Genomic DNA, 16,112 nt, shown 5'->3' on the forward strand with positions numbered 1-16,112 from the left:
CTGACCCCGAAAGCTAACCCCGCAGCGCGTTCAGCTGGTCCAGGAACCACTGCGCCGGCGGCAGCGCGGTAGCCGCGGCGGCGAGCCGCTTCGTCCGCTCGGCGCGCTCACCCGTGCCCATGAGCAGGCCCGCGTGCAGCGCGTCCGCCGTCGCCGACACGTCGTACGGGTTCACGACGAGCGCGTCCTCGCCCAGTTCCTCGTACGCCCCCGCCTCCCTCGACAGGACCAGCGCGCAGCCCGCGTCGGAGACGACCGGGACCTCCTTGGCGACGAGGTTCATGCCGTCGCGGATCGGGTTGACGAGGGCCACGTCGGCGAGGCGGTACGCGGCGAGGGAGCGGGCGAAGTCGTCCTTCACATGAAGGATGACAGGGGTCCAATTCGCTGTGCCGAAGCGGTAGTTGATGCCGCCGGCCACCCGGGACACCTCGGTCGTATAGTCCCGGTACACCGCCAGGTCGTGCCGGGACGGGTACGCGAACGCGACGTGCACGACCCGCTCGCGCCACTCGGGGCGCTCCGTGAGCAGCAGTTCGTACGCGTGCAGGCCGCGCACGATGTTCTTCGAGAGTTCCGTGCGGTCGACGCGGACGATGACCCTGCGGTCCGTGCCGCCGATCTGCTCCCGCAGGGCCGCGAGGCGTTCCTCCACGTCCGGGCGCCGGGAGCGCTCCCGCAGGAAGTCCGCGTCGGCGCCGAGCCCGTGCACCCCGATCTCGGTCCCCGACGTGCCGCCCACCAGGGCCTCGCAGCACGCGGTGAACGTGTCCGCCCAGCGCCGCGTCAGGAAGCCGAGCCGGTCCGCGCCCAGCATCCCGCGCAGCAGCTGCCGTGAGATGTCGTCGGGCAGCATCCGGAAGTAGTCGACGGGCGCCCACGGGGTGTGCGAGAAGTGCCCGATCCGCAGGTCGGAGCGCAGTTCCCGCAGCATCCCCGGCACGAGCGCCAGGTGGTAATCCTGCACGAGGACCGCCGCCCCCTGGCCCGCCTCCGCCGCCAGCGCCTGGGCGAACGCCCGGTTGTACGCCTCGTACGACGCCCACTGGGCACGGAACTCCGGGCCGAACACCGGCTCGAGCGGAGTTTGGTACAGCATGTGGTGGACGAACCAGAGGACCGAGTTCGCGATCCCGTTGTACGCGTCGGCGTGCACGCGCGCGTCGATGTCGAGCATCCGCACCCCGGGCTCACCGACGCCCCGCCGCACGGCCTCGCGGTCCCCGTCGCCGAGGGCCGCGCACACCCACACCGCGCTCGCCCCGTCAGGGTCCTGGCCGATCGCGGAGAGACCCGAGACGAGCCCGCCCCCGCCCCGCCGCGCGCCGAGCGTCCCCTCGGCCCCGAGCTCGTACGAGACCGGGCCGCGGTTGGAGGCGACAAGGATCTGTGCACCGTGCGTGGAAGCCATACGGGCACACGTAGCCAGGCCCGTCGGCACTCAAACGTGACGACCGGGACCCCCAGGGGACCGGCCGTACGGGATGAGCCATTCGCCGACCGGCACGCGTCTGTGCCGGGCAGCGCCGCCGGCTGCGTATCGCCGCGACGGCCATGGCGCCGAGCCACCACAGGGCGGCCGCGAGACCGCCGTATCTGAGCAACATAAGGGGCAATGTAGGCAAACCGGACCACCGCCCCCGGCTACGCCACGCACCGCCCACTCCTGGCCACACGGCAGGGCGCGCCGCCTACGCCACGCGCCGCACAGCCCCGCCCGCACGGCAGGGCGCCCCGCTACGCCACCCGCCGCTCCACGTACTCCGTTATCTCCGTCATCGGCGGCCGCTCCTCCGTGTCCACGTCGTGCGTGCGCGGCTCGAAGCCCTGCTCGCCGCGCTCGAACTGGGTGAGCACGGGACGTACGAGGTGACCGCGAGCCAGCCGCAGCTGGGCCGTGCGGTAGATCGCCGCCGCCATCCGCCCGAGCGCCTGCCCGTCCTGGTGGCGGTGCTTGCGGACGCCGACGTCGACCTGTGCGAGAGCGTCCAGGCCGACCGTGTGCAGCGCGTCCACGAGCAGGCCCAGCTCCACGCCGTACCCGACCGGGAACGGCAGCCGTTCGAGGAGCGACCTGCGGGCCGCGTACTCGCCGCCGAGCGGCTGGACGAACCCGGCGAGGAGCGGCCAGTGGAGATTGAGGAGCGGGCGCGCGACGAGTTCTGTGACCCGGCCGCCCTGGCCCGCGGCGGTCCCGAGCGGGCGGTCGTACATCGCCTTCACGAAGTCCACGCCGGGATCCGTGAGCAGCGGGCCGACGATCCCCGAGACGAAGTCCGCGGAGAACTCCTTCAGGTCCGCGTCGACGAAGCACACGATGTCGCCGCCGGTGACGAGCAGCGAGCGCCACAGCACCTCGCCCTTGCCGGGCACGGCCGGGATCCTCGGCAGGATCGTGTCCCGGTGCACGACCCGCGCCCCGGCGGCCCGCGCGACCTCGGCGGTGCGGTCGGTCGAACCGGAGTCGATCACCACCAGCTCGTCGACGAGCGGGACGCGCTCCGTCATGAGCGCGCGGCGGATCTCGGCGACGATCTCGCCGACCGTCTCCTCCTCGTTCAGCGCGGGCAGGACGACACTCACCGTGGTGCCCGCGGCGCGCTTGGCGGCGACCAGCTCCGGCAGCGGGCGGTCACCGACCGACCAGGAACGCCTGCTCAGCCAGCGCTCAACTTCTTCCAGCACGGCGCGCGGCTCCTCACTGTTCACCGTCGATCACAAACTGTGATCCATCTCGCGGTTCGGACGACTATCTCAAGGGTCCGACCCTTCGGTTACAGTCTTGAACAACGCCGGTGACCACCGCACGTCGGGGTCGCCGCCACAAGCAGAACAACCGAATAGCGCTCATCCAGAGGGACAGAGGGATACGGCCCGTTGAAGTCCCGGCAACCCTCCCGCCGACCTTGCGAGGTCCAGGTGGGGAAGGTGCCAATTCCGTCTCGTGGCGAGATGCGCCGCGAGGAAGATGAGGAGAAAGGGCCTCGCCATCATGGCTGCGCAGACTGTCGCCACCACCTCTTCCGTTGACGCCGTCGACCTCGGTCCCGCCTCTTCGCTCTCCTGCCGCGAGTGCGGCACGGTGTTCCCGCTCGGGCCGATCTTCGCCTGTGAAGAGTGTTTCGGTCCCCTCGAAGTCGCCTACGACCTGCCGGTCGGTGACCCCGAGTCGCTGCGCAAGCAGATCGAGGCCGGCCCCGCCAACGTCTGGCGTTACGCCCCCCTGCTGCCGGTCCCGGCCGACGTCGCCGAGAAGCCGAACCTGGCCCCCGGCTGGACGCACCTCGTCAAGGCCGACAACCTCGCGCGTGAACTCGGCGTCGAGCAGGGCAAGTTGTTCGTCAAGGACGACTCCGGCAACCCGACCCACTCCTTCAAGGACCGCGTCGTCGCGCAGGCCATCGAGGCCGCGCGTGCCTTCGGCTTCACCACGCTGTCCTGCTCCTCCACCGGCAACCTCGCCGGCGCCGTCGGCGCCGCCGCGGCCCGCGCCGGCTTCCGGTCCTGCGTGTTCATCCCGCACGACCTGGAGCAGGGCAAGGTCGTCATGGCCGGTGTCTACGGCGGTGACCTCGTCGCCATCGAGGGCAACTACGACGACGTGAACCGTTTCTGCTCCGAGCTCATCGGCGACCCGCTGGGCGAGGGCTGGGGCTTCGTCAACGTCAACCTGCGGCCGTACTACGGCGAGGGCTCCAAGACCCTCGCGTACGAGATCTGCGAGCAGCTCGGCTGGCAGCTGCCGGACCAGCTGGTCATCCCGATCGCGTCCGGTTCGCAGTTCACGAAGATCGACAAGGGTCTGCAGGAGCTGATCAAGCTCGGGCTCGTCGAGGACAAGCCGTACAAGCTGTTCGGTGCGCAGGCCGAGGGCTGCTCGCCGGTGTCGGTCGCGTTCAAGAACGGCCACGACGTGGTGCGGCCGCAGAAGCCGAACACGATCGCCAAGTCGCTCGCGATCGGTAACCCGGCCGACGGTCCCTACGTGCTGGACATCGCTCGTCGCACCGGTGGTGCGGTGGAGGATGTGAACGACGAGCAGGTTGTCGACGCGATCAAGCTGCTGGCTCGGACTGAGGGCATCTTTGCGGAGACCGCCGGTGGTGTGACGCTCGGCGTGACCAAGAAGCTGATCGAGGCCGGGCTTATTGACCCGTCGCTGACCACCGTTGTGCTGAACACGGGTGACGGGCTGAAGACGCTGGACGCGGTGGCTGAGAGCTCTCAGGCTACGGCCACGATTCGGCCCAGCCTTGAGGCGTTCCGCGCCGCTGGGCTCGCCGAGTAAGTCTCCCCCAACCCGCCCCTTCCCGAGACTGGGGGCTCTGCCCCCAGACCCCCGCTCCTCAAACGCCGGAGGGGCTGAATAGCTGAGGTGAACTCATGAGCGTGAACGTCCGGATCCCCACCATCCTGCGTACCTACACCGGTGGTCAGGCCGAGGTGGCTGCTGAGGGTGGGAATCTCTCCGAGGTCATCGCCGACCTGGAGAAGAACCACGCGGGCATCGCCGCGCGCGTCCTGGACGACCAGGGCAAGCTCCGCCGCTTCGTGAACGTCTACGTCAACGACGACGACGTCCGCTTCGAGCAGGGCCTGGAGACGGCCACCGCGGACGGCGCGAGTGTGTCGATCATCCCCGCCGTCGCCGGCGGCTGATCAACAGCACGAAGAGTTAACGGAATTGCCCCCTCCCGGAGAGAAACGGAGGGGGCAATTCTGCATGGTTGAGCGCGGTAGAGTGTGGGAACAGCGCTCGCGGCTTGTGCCCAGTGCATATATGAAGTCGGCCGTCGGCCGACAAGAAGCAGCCAAACTGCCCCTACCTTATTGGGTGTTCGTGGCATTTGTCGGGCCCGAGTTGCCCCGGATTCCCGTAAATCCGCCGCTTATAACCGCTCTGCCTGGCCCAGAATTCGCGCCCGATTGCCCTGTTGCAGAGGGCAGTTGGGCAAGTACATTCAGCCGCGGTCGACGCGTTCCGGCGCACACCCCCAACCCTTTGGGGCGTGAGGTCTGACCCGGGTCCGCGAAGTGCGGCCTCGCGCAAGGGCCAGTAATAGGGGAGTTAGGCATGGCTCAGGGCACCGTCAAGTGGTTCAACGCGGAGAAGGGGTACGGCTTCATCGCGGTCGACGGTGGTGCGGATGTTTTCGTCCACTACAGCGCCATCCAGATGGACGGCTACCGCACCCTTGAAGAGGGTCAGCGAGTCGAATTCGAGATCTCGCAGGGCCAGAAGGGTCCGCAGGCGGACATGGTCAAGCTCGCCGTCGGCTGAGTACGACGCGATCGGCCACCGACGCACTCACGCCGAGAGGCCTGTGCCCCCAACGGGGTACAGGCCTCTCGTGCGTTCCCGGACAGGCGTCCGGACGCGCTCCCGGGCCGTCTCAAGGGCTGGCCGAGAACCCCGTAGGCGCTTGCACTCTCCTAGGGCGAGTGCTAATCATTGGCGTTAGCACTCTGAAGGTGAGAGTGACAGAACTTGGATCGGGTCGGTGAGGCTCGCACGCCGGGTGGGGCAAGGAACCACAAGGTGCGCAGGCCGTCCGTCGCGGGCACCAGCACGGTCCGTTTGCTTGCTTTTCCACCCCGTCCGGGAGGACCACTTCACATGGCCAAGATCATCGCGTTCGACGAGGAGGCACGGCGCGGCCTCGAGCGCGGCATGAACCAGCTCGCCGACGCCGTCAAGGTGACCCTGGGCCCCAAGGGTCGCAACGTCGTCCTCGAGAAGAAGTGGGGTGCCCCCACGATCACCAACGATGGTGTTTCCATCGCCAAGGAGATCGAGCTCGAGGACCCGTACGAGAAGATCGGCGCCGAGCTGGTCAAGGAGGTCGCGAAGAAGACGGACGACGTCGCCGGTGACGGCACGACGACCGCGACCGTCCTGGCCCAGGCCCTGGTGCGCGAGGGTCTGCGCAACGTGGCCGCCGGTGCCAACCCGATGGCTCTGAAGCGCGGTATCGAGAAGGCCGTCGAGGCCGTCTCCGCCGCTCTCCTCGAGCAGGCCAAGGATGTCGAGACCAAGGAGCAGATCGCTTCTACGGCCTCCATCTCGGCCGCCGACACCCAGATCGGCGAGCTCATCGCCGAGGCCATGGACAAGGTCGGCAAGGAAGGCGTCATCACCGTCGAGGAGTCCCAGACCTTCGGTCTGGAGCTTGAGCTCACCGAGGGTATGCGCTTCGACAAGGGCTACATCTCGGCGTACTTCGCCACCGACATGGAGCGTATGGAGTCGTCGCTCGACGACCCGTACATCCTCATCGTCAACTCGAAGATCGGCAACGTGAAGGACCTCCTTCCGCTGCTCGAGAAGGTCATGCAGTCCGGCAAGCCGCTGCTGATCATCGCCGAGGACGTCGAGGGCGAGGCCCTGTCGACCCTGGTCGTCAACAAGATCCGTGGCACCTTCAAGTCCGTCGCCGTCAAGGCCCCGGGCTTCGGTGACCGCCGCAAGGCCATGCTCGGCGACATCGCCATCCTCACCGGTGGCACCGTCATCTCCGAGGAGGTCGGCCTCAAGCTGGAGAACGCCGGTCTCGACCTGCTCGGCCGCGCCCGCAAGGTCGTCATCACCAAGGACGAGACGACGATCGTCGACGGCGCCGGTGACAGCGACCAGGTCCAGGGTCGCGTCAACCAGATCCGTGCCGAGATCGAGAACTCGGACAGCGACTACGACCGCGAGAAGCTGCAGGAGCGCCTGGCGAAGCTCGCCGGCGGTGTTGCGGTCATCAAGGCCGGTGCCGCGACCGAGGTCGAGCTCAAGGAGCGCAAGCACCGCATCGAGGACGCCGTTCGCAACGCGAAGGCGGCCGTCGAGGAGGGCATCGTCGCCGGTGGTGGCGTGGCCCTGCTGCAGGCCTCCGCGGTCTTCGACAAGCTGGAGCTCGAGGGTGACGAGGCGACCGGCGCGAACGCCGTGAAGCTCGCCCTGGAGGCCCCGCTCAAGCAGATCGCCGTCAACGGTGGTCTTGAGGGTGGCGTCGTCGTGGAGAAGGTTCGCAACCTTCCGATCGGTCACGGCCTCAACGCCGCGACGGGTGAGTACGTCGACATGATCGCCGAGGGCATTCTCGACCCGGCGAAGGTGACGCGTTCCGCGCTGCAGAACGCGGCGTCCATCGCTGCGCTCTTCCTCACCACCGAGGCTGTTATCGCTGACAAGCCGGAGAAGTCGGCTGCGCCGGCCGGTGGCGGTATGCCCGGCGGTGACATGGACTTCTGAGCCGAGTAATTGGCTTAGGTTGTCTGTTCCTTGGGCGGTTCCCCTCTGCGAGGGGGGCCGCCCTTGGGCGTTTTCGGGCGCGGGCCGGTGGGGGTTGTTCGCGCAGTTCCCCGCGCCCCTGACGGGGCGCTTGCCTGCGGGAGCGCAACGCGAAGTAGCCACGCGCAGTCGCCACGCGAGGTACGGAGCGCCAGAGCCTCAGCCCTAGACCCTCACGGAGTATCCGACTCCTCGTAGGTCATCCAGGCTTGTTTGCCGGCCCTCGTGGCGCTTTGGGCTGCTGCTTGGGCCTGGTGGAGGGCGTGGGTGGCGATTTTGGACGGCGGGGCGTCCCAGGTGCCCGTCCAGCTGCGGCCGGCTCGGGCGAGTTCGTAGACCAGTACGCCGACGCCGGCGGCCGCGATCAGCATTCCCAGGCCGGTCAGCGCGGCACCGGTGGCCAGGCGTCCCTGGTCGGGTCGGAACTCCGTCCAGGAAATCTTCGACAAGGTGCTTTCAGCCATGGATCCAGGATGGGTCAGGCGTCGGGCTACTGCATGTCGGTGGAGGGGCAGGCGCCGTTGCCGATCGTGAAGTTCACGTAGTCGTAGTCGATGGACTTCGCCTTCGCCATGGCGGAGACGTGCAGGCAGAACGCCGTGTCGGTGCCGCGCGCGGAGACCGAGTACGAGGCTTTTTGAAGGCCGCCCTTCAAGACGTCCCACTGCGCGGGTTCGGACGCAAGAGTGACCTTCAGGGCGTCTGCGGGGCCCTGGCCGTGCTCGACGATGTCCTGCTTCAGGATGTCCGCGAAGAGGTAGCTGTCGCCGCCGGGGCCGGACCGTTTCTCCGCCGACAGTTCGGCGGTCGCACCGGATACGCCCTTGCGCAGGTCGTCGCCCTTCCAGCCACTCTCGAAGAGGTCCGGGTGGTAGAGCCAGTACATGCCCGCGGCGGCGAACAGCAGTGAGCCGATGATCAGGGCCATGCCTATGGGGTTGTCGGCGTTGTAGACGTACCGGCTGGTGCCCCATTTGCTGCGCACGAAGACGCGATCATCGCTCATGCGCCCATTCTGGTACGGGAGTCGCGCCAGGCGCCGACCACGTCGTGCGGCTGCCATACGAGGGAGACGCCGCTCGCCGAGACGTCGCCCGCCGTGCCCTGTCGGGTCGCGAGGACGAGGCCGGTTCGGCCGGGCTGGAAACCGGGGACCTGTGGGGCGGCTGCCGCCAGTTCCTCGGCGTGGGCGCGGGTGGCCGGGGTGTCGTGCCACTTCACGGAGCCTACGAAGGCGATGCGTCGGGCGACGGGCGCGCGATCGGCGCCGACCAGGTCCAGCTCGGGGTCGAATCGCCGGTTCCACCAGCCGCCGACCGCTTCCACGTCACCGTACGTATCGTCAGGGAGCTTGCCGTCGAGTGCGGCGAGGAGCAGCGATTCGCGGATCAGCGGTTCGACGGCCCGGCCGCGCCAGCTGCTCCAGCGCCGTTCGACCAGCCGCCGGGCCGCGTCCTCCCGTCCGCGCCGTGCCTGCTCCTGGGCGGCGCGCGTCATCGCCAGGTAGAGCCGCAGATTGGAGTCGGCCACGTGGTACAGAGCGGGCTTGCCGGGCTTGACCGAGAGCGGTTCGGTCATGGTGAGGACGCGCTTGTCGTGGGTGAGCCGGCGCAGTATCGGCGAGAGCGCACCCGAGGGCAGCGGACTGTCGTGGCCTCCCGCGCTCGCCGCGATGTTCGCGTGCGTACGGTCGCCGGATCCGACCGCCTCCAGTACCCGGCGCGACTGGTCCGGTGCCGGGAACTCGGAGGCCAGCGACGATTCCGGTACGGAGAACACGGGCGAGGCCGGGTCCGCGCACTCGGCGTGCAGGAAGCCCGGCGCGGGTGTGCCGTGCGGCCAGGCGCGGACGATGCCCGGCAGCCCGCCGGTGACCAGGTGCGCGTCCAGCGCGTCGGCGTCGTCGAGCCCGAGCGCGCCGCCGACCTCGGCCGGGTTCAGCGGCCCGAGCACGAGGTTGTCCGCGCGTCCGAAGAACGGCCGGTCGTAGGCGGTGAGCCGCTCCATCATGTGCAGATCGCTGCCGAGCAGCAGGAGCAGCACCGGGCGCCGCGACAACAGCCGGTCCCAGGCGGTCTGCAGTGCGCCGTCGAACGACTTGTCCTGCTCGGACAGCCACGGCAGTTCGTCGAGTACGACGATGGACGGCCGCGAGGGGAGCGCGGCGGCCAGCGCCCGCAGGGCCTCGCCCCAGTCGCCACCGCCGTGCGCCGGTACCAGCTCAGGCTTGTCCGGCAGGCTGGAGGAGCGCAGCTCGCGCAGGAAGTCGTCGACCGCCTGGGCGGGAGAGGCTCCTTTGACGGCGGTGACGTACAGGTATGGCACTCCGGACCGGTCGCAGACCTCCTGCACCAGTCGGGACTTGCCGGCCTGCCAGCGCCCGCGCAGAGCCACAGCTCGCCCCTCACCGCTCGCTGTGACGTGAGCGAGCCGTTTGCCGAGCAGAGCCAGCTCGGCCTGCCGCCCGATGAATCCGGTCATGCCCCGGCCCGCATCGCCATGCGGGCCGCCGCCGCGTGGGCCTGGACCTGGGCCGTGGTGGGGAGGCCGTCGGCCGGGCGTGGGGGCCTGGTTCCGCCCTCGCGGCAGGTGCGGCAGTGGCCGCCGGGGAGGGCTTCTGGGCGGCCGGGGGCGCGGCATTTGGCGCATTCCATGATGCGGAGCACGTCCCGTGCGGGCGGTGCGGCCGGTTCGGGTGGGAGTTTTGTCGTCAGGCGGGTGCGGATCAGGGCCGCCGGGCTGTGGATCACCGGCGGGAGGCCCGCGGTCAGGGCCCGTTTGATCTGGTCCTCCGTCGCCCCTCGCTCGAACCATTCCGCCACCTGCGGCACCAGTGCCGTGCAGTCCGCTCCCGACAGGGACAGCGCCGGGGTTTCGCGGCCCAACGCCGCCAGCAGCGTGAACTCCCGGCTGCGGGTGGGGCGTTCGGGCTCCTCGTCCTGGTGTGGGGCGGCGTCTCCGCGTACGAACGCTGCCCACCAGTCGTCGGCCCGCGCCGTCCGCGTGAACCAGGTCCTGGTGATCCAGTGCTGCGAGCCCGAGCCGAGTACGTGTTCCCGGCCCCGCCTCAGGTGGCCTGCCGTCTGGAGGCGGTTGAGCGCCGTGCGCAGCGCGCACTGCCCGTACGGGAGGTGTTTCGCCAGCGTCTTCACCGAGATGTCGGCGCCCTCGGGCAACCGGTCGATGTACGCGGCGATCGCCGCTTCGCGGGGCGGCAGATGCGTGAAGTCCTGTGCCGTGCGCGGCTTCTGGGAGGGTGCGGAACGCTTGCCGTACCCGGGTTTCGCCTGCGGATGGGCAGCATTAAAGTTGGCGTGAGCCATGGGGTCGAATCACTCTCGATTGTGTGGCCAGACCCCCGGCCGGTGTTGGTAGCACCGACGGGGGTCGTTAAGTTTTGCCGTCACGCTAGAGCGTCGTCACCCTCCGTGGCAAGTCGGTCCCGGAAAGTCGCCGATACGTCAACTCGCAGGGAGGGTGGGTGGGTTGAGACCCACCTCCCAATCCTCACAAGCACCGCTCGAATCTCGCGGCTTGAGCTTCGGGTCAGTGTCGTGCCTGGTCGGCGACGAACACGGACCAGGCCTCGGCCCGGAACACGAGCTTCGGGCCGGAGGGGGTTTTGCTGTCGCGGACGGGAACGGTTCCCGGGAAGTCGTTGGTGACTTCGAGGCAGTTTCCGCCATCGCCCGCACTGTACGAGGACTTGCGCCACGTGGCCGAGGCCAGGTCAAGCCCGGTGTTCAAGATCGTCATGTGCGTATTCCTCTGCCAATGATGAGATCAGGGCCAGAGACTGTCTCGGGGTGAGCGCGTTGGCCCTGAGCAGATCGTAGGACAGTTGATGACGAGCCACGGTGGCTGGATCGTCCAGTAGCCAGCCCACCGCAGGGGCCTCGATGTAGGTGAGCGGCGGTGCGTCGGCGAAGTGCATGAGCTTGACCGGGCCGTGCAGGGAGGCGTGGCCGCCTGCTTCGAACGGGAGCACTTGGACGACGGCCCGACGCTTGAGCATCAGGTTCTTGATGTGGCGCAGGTTCTCGGCCATCACGGCAGGCCCGCCGACTGGTCGGCGGAGCGCTGCCTCGTCCAGGACGACCCACAACAAGGGCTTTGTTGGATTTTCGAGTAGACGGGCGCGCGCGACACGGGCGGTCAGTAGTTTCTCGATGACTTCGTCAGGTGCGGTGGGCTGAAAGTCGAGGAAGACCGCGCGGGCGTAGTCGGGGGTCTGGAGCAGGCCGGGGATCAGCATCGCCCCGTACTCCATGATCGTGGCCGCCTGGGTCTCCGCTTCGGCGGTTTCGGCGAACTGCACGGGGTGATTCGACTCGTTCGCCTTGCCGCAGTGGCGAACGAAGAAAGAGCCCATGTCGAGGGCCTCGTCCAGCCGCTTCGCCATGTCCGGCAGGATCCGCCGCGTACCCGCTTCCATCTGGCCCACGTACGAACCGCTCACGAAGAGCTGCTCGCCCAGGGCCTGTTGCGTCAGGTCGACCCGCTCGCGCGCGTGGCGCAACTCCTCGCCGATCATCACACGACGTGAAGCCGGATCGAAGTCCTTCGGAACCGACATGAATATCAACTCCCGGTCCAACAGTGCTTGTTGTTGGGCCTGCGCCCCTGTCAACCGTACCGGGATCGCGTCACGCTGGGTGAGGCAAGGGAAACACTCGGTGTGAAAGGTGCTGGTCGACATGGTCGTGCGGGACGCGGAGCGAGTCAGGGTCGTGGAGGAGGTCATCGCGGAGCTCAAGGCCGAGCTGGGCGTGTCGGGTCTGCTGTTCCCCTCGCTGCGGGTGGACGCGGTGTCGGCGGCGGGCGAGACGGCGTATCCGCTCGTGCAGTTGGGGTGCGTGAACCTGGATACGGCGATGCGGCTGGTAGCCGTACTGCATGGAAGGGCGGCGCGATGAGGGTGGGTGAGTACGTCATCGACGTCAGGAGCGGGCGCGTCGGACAGTTGATGGGCCGCGAGGGCGGATACGTGCAGTTGCGGCCGCCCGGCGGGGGCGTCGAGTGGGACTGCCCGCCCGAGGCGGTCGTGCCCGTGCCGGTTGAACGGCCGACGTGGGTGCCCGCCAGGCGTCGGTGAGCGGATTTTTTTTCGGGCCCCACGGCTGAGTGTCCGTGGGGCCTTGGTTCATGCGCCGGTGGGCGCCTCCTGGAGTGCGGTGCGCAGGTTGCCCTTGCCCTCGGTCAGGAGTCGGGCCGCCGTCGGGCCGTCGACCCCGCCGAGGATCACCAGGATCGCGTTCTTGACCTCGCCGTCGGTCGCGGTGAGTGCGGCCTCGATCTCGGCGTCGTCCGCGCCGGTCGCGAGGGCGACGATGCGGCGGGAGCGGGCGCGCAGCTTCTCGTTCGAGGCTCGGACGTCGACCATGAGGTTTCCGTAGGTCTTGCCGAGGCGGATCATCGTGATCGTCGACAGCATGTTCAGGACGAGCTTCTGGGATGTGCCTGCCTTCAACCGGGTTGATCCGGTGAGGAGTTCCGGGCCGGTGACGACCTCGATGCCGTGGTCGGCGGCGGCGGCGAGGGCGCTGCCTGCGTTGCAGGAGAGGCCTACGGTGAGTGCGCCTCGGGCGCGGGCGTATTCGACGGCGCCGATCGCGTAGGGGGTGCGGCCGGAGGCGGAGATGCCGACGACGGTGTCGTCGGGGGTCAGCTTGATGCCTTCCAGGTCTGCGGTTGCCAGGTCCTTGGAGTCCTCGGCGCCTTCCACTGCCGTGAGCATGGCGGCGGGGCCGCCGGCGATGAGGCCGATCACCTGGCCGTCCCAGGTGTTGAAGGTGGGCGGGCATTCGGAGGCGTCCAGCACGCCTAGCCTGCCGGCTGTGCCGGCGCCTGCGTAGATGAGGCGTCCGCCGTTGCCCATGCGGGCGGCGATTTCGTCGATTGCTCGGGCGATCTGGGGGAGTTGGGCGGTGATGGCTTGGGGGACGGTGGTGTCTTCGCCGTTCATGAGCTTGGCGATTTCCAGGGTGGGGAGTTGGTCGATCTCGGCGAGGTCCTGCCGGAACGCCTCCGTCGTGAGCGTGTCCAATTGGGTGCGGAGGTCTTCGGGGCGGGTCATGAGGGGGTGCCTCTCTGGGGTGTGGGTTTTGGGTGCGGGTTCGTTGTGGCTGGTCGCGCAGTTCCCCGCGCCCCTTGGGAGTGTGTGCGGGTCGGTGGGGCTGGTGCTGCGCAGTTCCCCGCGCCCCTTAGGAGTGCGTGCGGGTCGGTGGGGGTTGTTCGCGCAGTTCCCCGCGCCCCTGAAGGCTTGCGGCTTCGCCGCGCCATCTCCCATCTCCAGAGTGCGGGTCGGTGGGGCTGGTGTTGCGCAGTTCCCCGCGCCCCTTGGGAGTGTGTGCGGGTTGGTGGGGGTTGTTCGCGCAGTTCCCCGCGCCCCTGAAGGCTTGCGGCTTCGCCGCGCCTTCCCCCATCGGGGAAATGCCGCGCGCAGCGCGCATTTCAGGGGCGCGGGGAACTGCGCGAACGGCCCCCACCGGGCCGCAGCCTGGGTGAAGAGGGGCGCGGGGAACTGCGCAAACACCAGCCCCCACTGACCCGCACGCTGGGTATACAGGGGCGCGGGGAACTGCGCGAACGGCTCCCACCAGGGCGCGCCCTACGACCGGTGCCGGTGGGCCAAGGCCTCGTAGGACGCGGAAAGCGCCGGCGCCGCCGTCTCGTACGTGCGTTGTGCGACTCCTACGAACAGGCAGTCCACTACCAGGAGTTGGCTGGTCCGAGAGGACATCGCCGCAGGCCGGAGCTCACTCTCCCGCGCGATCGACGTCGTCAGGACATGGTCCGCGTACTGCGAGACCGGGCCGCCCGGGCGGCCCGTGATCGCGATCGTCGTCGCCCCGTGCTCGAACGCCACCCGCAACGGCTCGATCACGTCACCCGTCGCCCCGGAATGCGTGATCGCGATCGCCACGTCCCCCGAGCGGAGCGTCACCGCGTTGGTGATCGCCAGGTGCGGGTCCGAGTGGGCGTGCGCCACATGGCCGATGCGGAGCAGCTTCTGCGTCAGGTCCTGGGCGACAAGCCCCGACGCCCCGACCCCGTACACGTCGACCCGGCGCGCCGTCGCCAGCGCGTTCACCGCCGCGCCGAGCTGCGCCGTATCGAGTCCGGCCGCCGTGTCGGCGAGGGTCTGCTGCTCGTCGTACGCCAGTTTCGCGACGACGTCGGCGATCGGGTCGTCCACCGCTATGTCGGCCGTCACGGCGGGCGCGCGGCCCGACTGCTGCTGGGCGGCGAGGCCGGCGAGGGCGAGGCGCAGGTCGCGGTAGCCGGGGTAGCCGAGGAGGCGGGCCGTCCGGACGACGGTCGCCTCACTGGTGCCGGTCAGTTCGGCCAGGCCGGTGACCGTGAGGGCCGCGCAGCCGGCCGGGTCCCCGGCGACGGCCTCGGCGACGCGCTGCATGGAGCGGGTCATCGAGGGGGCGAGGGTGCGGACCTTGGCCGCGAGCGCGGCCGGGGCGGGCGGCGCGTCACCCGCGAAAATTTCCTTCACGTGGCTGGTCACATCTGAAAGATATTTTCAGGGGGTTGCGGCGTCAAGAGTGGCGTCCTGGCCGAGGGCGCACAATGGCTCCATGCAGCAGATCAGCCCCCTCGAACAGGCCCTGCACGCGGCCCGCGCCCTCGTGCTCGCCGACCTCGGCTCGGGCGAGGTCGCCCACGCCGACGTCGTCTCGCTCGTCGAGGAGTCCATAGTGCAGCGCCGCTGGTGGGTCGAACAGTGGCCGGAGGGCGTCGAGTACGTCGCCGGGCTCGTCGCCCAGGACGTACAGGACGGCCTCCTCGAACGGTACGGACGCTGGCCGCTGTGCCCGGTGTGCGGCGCCGGTGAGCCCCACGCGCTCGACGTGGAACCGGAGTTGGGCCCCGACCCGCACTGGGTGTGCAGCGAGGCCGGCGTCGTCGTGGCCCCCGTCGGATCCCTCGGTACCGTCACGCGATGACCGTCTACATCGACCCGCCGACCTGGCCGGGACACGGGCGTATGTGGTCCCACCTGGTCAGCGACGTCTCGTTCGACGAGCTGCACGCGTTCGCGGAGCGGATCGGTGTGCCTCCCCGGGCCTTCGAGCGTGATCACTACGACCTGCCGTCGCATCGCTACGAGGACGCGGTGGCGGCGGGTGCGGTGGCCGTCGGGTCGAAAGAACTCGTGCGCAGGCTCACGGAGGCGGGGCTGCGGCGGCCCAAGGGGCGACCGGCGGCGGAGTGACGGCTCCGGGGATCTATGGGGGCGGCCGGCGGCGGAGTGACGGCTTGGGTGACGGCTTCGGGGATCTAAGGGGTGGTCGGCGGCGGCGTGGCGGCTTCGGCGGGGCGGGGGAGTTCGAAGGCGTGCGCATCGTCCGACGCCGGGATCCTGATGAAGCCCGCGCGCCGCAGCACGCTCTGCGAGGCGGTGTTGCCCGGGTCCGTCTTCGCCGTCACCGCCGTGACGCCCGGCTGGGACAGCGCCCACGCGGCGATCGCGGTCACCGCCTCCGTCATGTAACCCCGGCCGCGCGCGCCCTCCGCCAGGTCGTAACCGATCTCCACGCGGCCGTCGCCGCCGGGCGGGCTGTGGAAGCCGATCCCGCCCACCGCACGCTCGTCCCCGGCCCGCACGATCACGTACGTACCCCAGCCCGAGCGGTACGTCCCCGCCGCGAACGCCTTCACCGTGATCCCGGAACCGATCCGCGTACCGCCGGGCGCGTCGCCGCCGACCCAGAGGAAGCCTCCGCCTCCGCCGCCGGCGTGCAGATCGGTGGCCGACTCCAGGGACAGCTCGTGCAGGCGTACGCGGTGGGCGGGGATGGTGAGGAGTGACGTCATGCGC

Annotated in this window: 18 protein-coding genes and 1 riboswitch; of the genes, 7 read left to right on the forward strand and 11 right to left on the reverse strand. The window is 69.4% G+C overall.

Going from position 1 to position 16,112, the window contains the following annotated elements; all coding sequences use genetic code 11:
• Positions 1–13 precede the first annotated feature (13 nt).
• Positions 14–1,411, reverse strand: coding sequence for a trehalose-6-phosphate synthase (locus ABZ893_RS15685; protein ID WP_361402820.1), 1,398 nt, complete (start codon positions 1,409–1,411; stop codon positions 14–16).
• Positions 1,412–1,737: 326 nt separating this feature from the next.
• On the reverse strand, positions 1,738–2,685 hold the full coding sequence (locus tag ABZ893_RS15690) for a glucosyl-3-phosphoglycerate synthase (RefSeq protein WP_361402823.1): 948 nt from the start codon (positions 2,683–2,685) through the stop codon (positions 1,738–1,740).
• A gap of 159 nt (positions 2,686–2,844) precedes the next feature.
• Positions 2,845–2,975, forward strand: a riboswitch (SAM riboswitch).
• Between the two features lie 17 nt (positions 2,976–2,992).
• Between ABZ893_RS15690 and thrC the strand changes: the two genes are divergently transcribed.
• The 4 genes from thrC (at position 2,993) to groL (ending at position 7,240) form a co-directional block, all read left to right on the forward strand.
• A complete protein-coding gene (thrC, locus tag ABZ893_RS15695) occupies positions 2,993–4,288 on the forward strand; it encodes a threonine synthase (protein WP_361402826.1) in 1,296 nt (431 codons plus the stop codon).
• A 95-nt stretch (positions 4,289–4,383) separates the two neighbouring features.
• Positions 4,384–4,659, forward strand: coding sequence for a MoaD/ThiS family protein (locus tag ABZ893_RS15700; RefSeq protein ID WP_361402829.1), 276 nt, complete (start codon positions 4,384–4,386; stop codon positions 4,657–4,659).
• A 415-nt stretch (positions 4,660–5,074) separates the two neighbouring features.
• Positions 5,075–5,281 carry a cold-shock protein gene (locus tag ABZ893_RS15705; protein ID WP_003967346.1) on the forward strand — a complete coding sequence of 69 codons (207 nt, stop codon included), beginning with the start codon at positions 5,075–5,077 and terminating at the stop codon, positions 5,279–5,281.
• 336 nt (positions 5,282–5,617) lie between these two features.
• Positions 5,618–7,240: a chaperonin GroEL gene (gene groL / locus ABZ893_RS15710; RefSeq protein WP_361402832.1), complete on the forward strand. Its 1,623-nt coding sequence runs from the start codon at positions 5,618–5,620 to the stop codon at positions 7,238–7,240.
• Positions 7,241–7,452: 212 nt separating this feature from the next.
• Here the strand turns inward: groL and ABZ893_RS15715 are convergent, their stop codons facing one another.
• From ABZ893_RS15715 to ABZ893_RS15740, 6 genes are all read right to left on the reverse strand, one after another.
• Positions 7,453–7,743: a hypothetical protein gene (locus ABZ893_RS15715; protein ID WP_361402834.1), complete on the reverse strand. Its 291-nt coding sequence runs from the start codon at positions 7,741–7,743 to the stop codon at positions 7,453–7,455.
• Positions 7,744–7,769: 26 nt separating this feature from the next.
• A complete protein-coding gene (locus tag ABZ893_RS15720; RefSeq protein WP_361402837.1) occupies positions 7,770–8,285 on the reverse strand; it encodes a hypothetical protein in 516 nt (171 codons plus the stop codon).
• Complete coding sequence (locus ABZ893_RS15725) at positions 8,282–9,760, reverse strand: AAA family ATPase (protein WP_361402839.1); 1,479 nt, start codon at positions 9,758–9,760, stop codon at positions 8,282–8,284. The genes ABZ893_RS15720 and ABZ893_RS15725 overlap by 4 nt, the downstream gene beginning before the upstream one ends.
• Positions 9,757–10,602 carry a hypothetical protein gene (locus ABZ893_RS15730; protein ID WP_361402842.1) on the reverse strand — a complete coding sequence of 282 codons (846 nt, stop codon included), beginning with the start codon at positions 10,600–10,602 and terminating at the stop codon, positions 9,757–9,759. The genes ABZ893_RS15725 and ABZ893_RS15730 overlap by 4 nt, the downstream gene beginning before the upstream one ends.
• Before the next feature lie 223 nt (positions 10,603–10,825).
• Complete coding sequence (locus ABZ893_RS15735; RefSeq protein WP_361402844.1) at positions 10,826–11,035, reverse strand: DUF397 domain-containing protein; 210 nt, start codon at positions 11,033–11,035, stop codon at positions 10,826–10,828.
• On the reverse strand, positions 11,010–11,978 hold the full coding sequence (locus ABZ893_RS15740; protein WP_361402846.1) for a helix-turn-helix transcriptional regulator: 969 nt from the start codon (positions 11,976–11,978) through the stop codon (positions 11,010–11,012). Before ABZ893_RS15740 ends, ABZ893_RS15735 begins: the two co-directional genes overlap by 26 nt.
• Here ABZ893_RS15740 and ABZ893_RS15745 point away from each other — a divergent pair.
• Entirely contained in the window at positions 11,977–12,195 is a 219-nt protein-coding gene (locus ABZ893_RS15745; RefSeq protein WP_361402848.1) for a hypothetical protein, read from the forward strand. The genes ABZ893_RS15740 and ABZ893_RS15745 overlap by 2 nt on opposite strands.
• Positions 12,196–12,422: 227 nt before the next feature.
• On the opposite strand, the gene murQ is transcribed toward ABZ893_RS15745, so the two are convergent.
• Both murQ and ABZ893_RS15755 read right to left on the reverse strand, forming a co-directional pair.
• The gene (gene murQ / locus ABZ893_RS15750) at positions 12,423–13,355 is read right to left on the reverse strand and encodes an N-acetylmuramic acid 6-phosphate etherase (RefSeq protein ID WP_361402851.1); all 933 of its coding nucleotides are present in this window, start codon (positions 13,353–13,355) and stop codon (positions 12,423–12,425) included.
• Between the two features lie 534 nt (positions 13,356–13,889).
• A complete protein-coding gene (locus ABZ893_RS15755; RefSeq protein ID WP_361402854.1) occupies positions 13,890–14,798 on the reverse strand; it encodes a MurR/RpiR family transcriptional regulator in 909 nt (302 codons plus the stop codon).
• Between the two features lie 70 nt (positions 14,799–14,868).
• Between ABZ893_RS15755 and ABZ893_RS15760 the strand changes: the two genes are divergently transcribed.
• A complete protein-coding gene (locus ABZ893_RS15760) occupies positions 14,869–15,237 on the forward strand; it encodes a hypothetical protein (protein WP_361402857.1) in 369 nt (122 codons plus the stop codon).
• On the forward strand, positions 15,234–15,506 hold the full coding sequence (locus tag ABZ893_RS15765) for a DUF4031 domain-containing protein (RefSeq protein ID WP_361402859.1): 273 nt from the start codon (positions 15,234–15,236) through the stop codon (positions 15,504–15,506). The genes ABZ893_RS15760 and ABZ893_RS15765 overlap by 4 nt, the downstream gene beginning before the upstream one ends.
• A gap of 65 nt (positions 15,507–15,571) precedes the next feature.
• On the opposite strand, the gene ABZ893_RS15770 is transcribed toward ABZ893_RS15765, so the two are convergent.
• Positions 15,572–16,108, reverse strand: a complete 537-nt coding sequence (locus ABZ893_RS15770; RefSeq protein ID WP_361402862.1) for a GNAT family N-acetyltransferase — start codon at positions 16,106–16,108, stop codon at positions 15,572–15,574.
• Positions 16,109–16,112 lie beyond the last annotated feature (4 nt).

Source organism: Streptomyces sp. NPDC046821, assembly GCF_040645335.1.
In the GTDB taxonomy this organism is placed as follows: Bacteria; Actinomycetota; Actinomycetes; order Streptomycetales; family Streptomycetaceae; genus Streptomyces.

Coding starts and splice junctions, on each gene's coding strand:
- thrC (WP_361402826.1), top strand. CDS start 2,993: ATGGCTGCGCAGACTGTCGCCACCACCTCTTCCGTTGACGCCGTCGAC.
- groL (WP_361402832.1), top strand. CDS start 5,618: ATGGCCAAGATCATCGCGTTCGACGAGGAGGCACGGCGCGGCCTCGAG.
- ABZ893_RS15705 (WP_003967346.1), top strand. CDS start 5,075: ATGGCTCAGGGCACCGTCAAGTGGTTCAACGCGGAGAAGGGGTACGGC.
- ABZ893_RS15685 (WP_361402820.1), bottom strand. CDS start 1,411: ATGGCTTCCACGCACGGTGCACAGATCCTTGTCGCCTCCAACCGCGGC.
- ABZ893_RS15770 (WP_361402862.1), bottom strand. CDS start 16,108: ATGACGTCACTCCTCACCATCCCCGCCCACCGCGTACGCCTGCACGAG.
- ABZ893_RS15700 (WP_361402829.1), top strand. CDS start 4,384: ATGAGCGTGAACGTCCGGATCCCCACCATCCTGCGTACCTACACCGGT.
- ABZ893_RS15745 (WP_361402848.1), top strand. CDS start 11,977: ATGGTCGTGCGGGACGCGGAGCGAGTCAGGGTCGTGGAGGAGGTCATC.
- ABZ893_RS15735 (WP_361402844.1), bottom strand. CDS start 11,035: ATGACGATCTTGAACACCGGGCTTGACCTGGCCTCGGCCACGTGGCGC.
- ABZ893_RS15765 (WP_361402859.1), top strand. CDS start 15,234: ATGACCGTCTACATCGACCCGCCGACCTGGCCGGGACACGGGCGTATG.
- ABZ893_RS15730 (WP_361402842.1), bottom strand. CDS start 10,602: ATGGCTCACGCCAACTTTAATGCTGCCCATCCGCAGGCGAAACCCGGG.
- ABZ893_RS15740 (WP_361402846.1), bottom strand. CDS start 11,978: ATGTCGACCAGCACCTTTCACACCGAGTGTTTCCCTTGCCTCACCCAG.
- ABZ893_RS15725 (WP_361402839.1), bottom strand. CDS start 9,760: ATGACCGGATTCATCGGGCGGCAGGCCGAGCTGGCTCTGCTCGGCAAA.
- ABZ893_RS15720 (WP_361402837.1), bottom strand. CDS start 8,285: ATGAGCGATGATCGCGTCTTCGTGCGCAGCAAATGGGGCACCAGCCGG.
- ABZ893_RS15715 (WP_361402834.1), bottom strand. CDS start 7,743: ATGGCTGAAAGCACCTTGTCGAAGATTTCCTGGACGGAGTTCCGACCC.
- murQ (WP_361402851.1), bottom strand. CDS start 13,355: ATGACCCGCCCCGAAGACCTCCGCACCCAATTGGACACGCTCACGACG.
- ABZ893_RS15760 (WP_361402857.1), top strand. CDS start 14,869: ATGCAGCAGATCAGCCCCCTCGAACAGGCCCTGCACGCGGCCCGCGCC.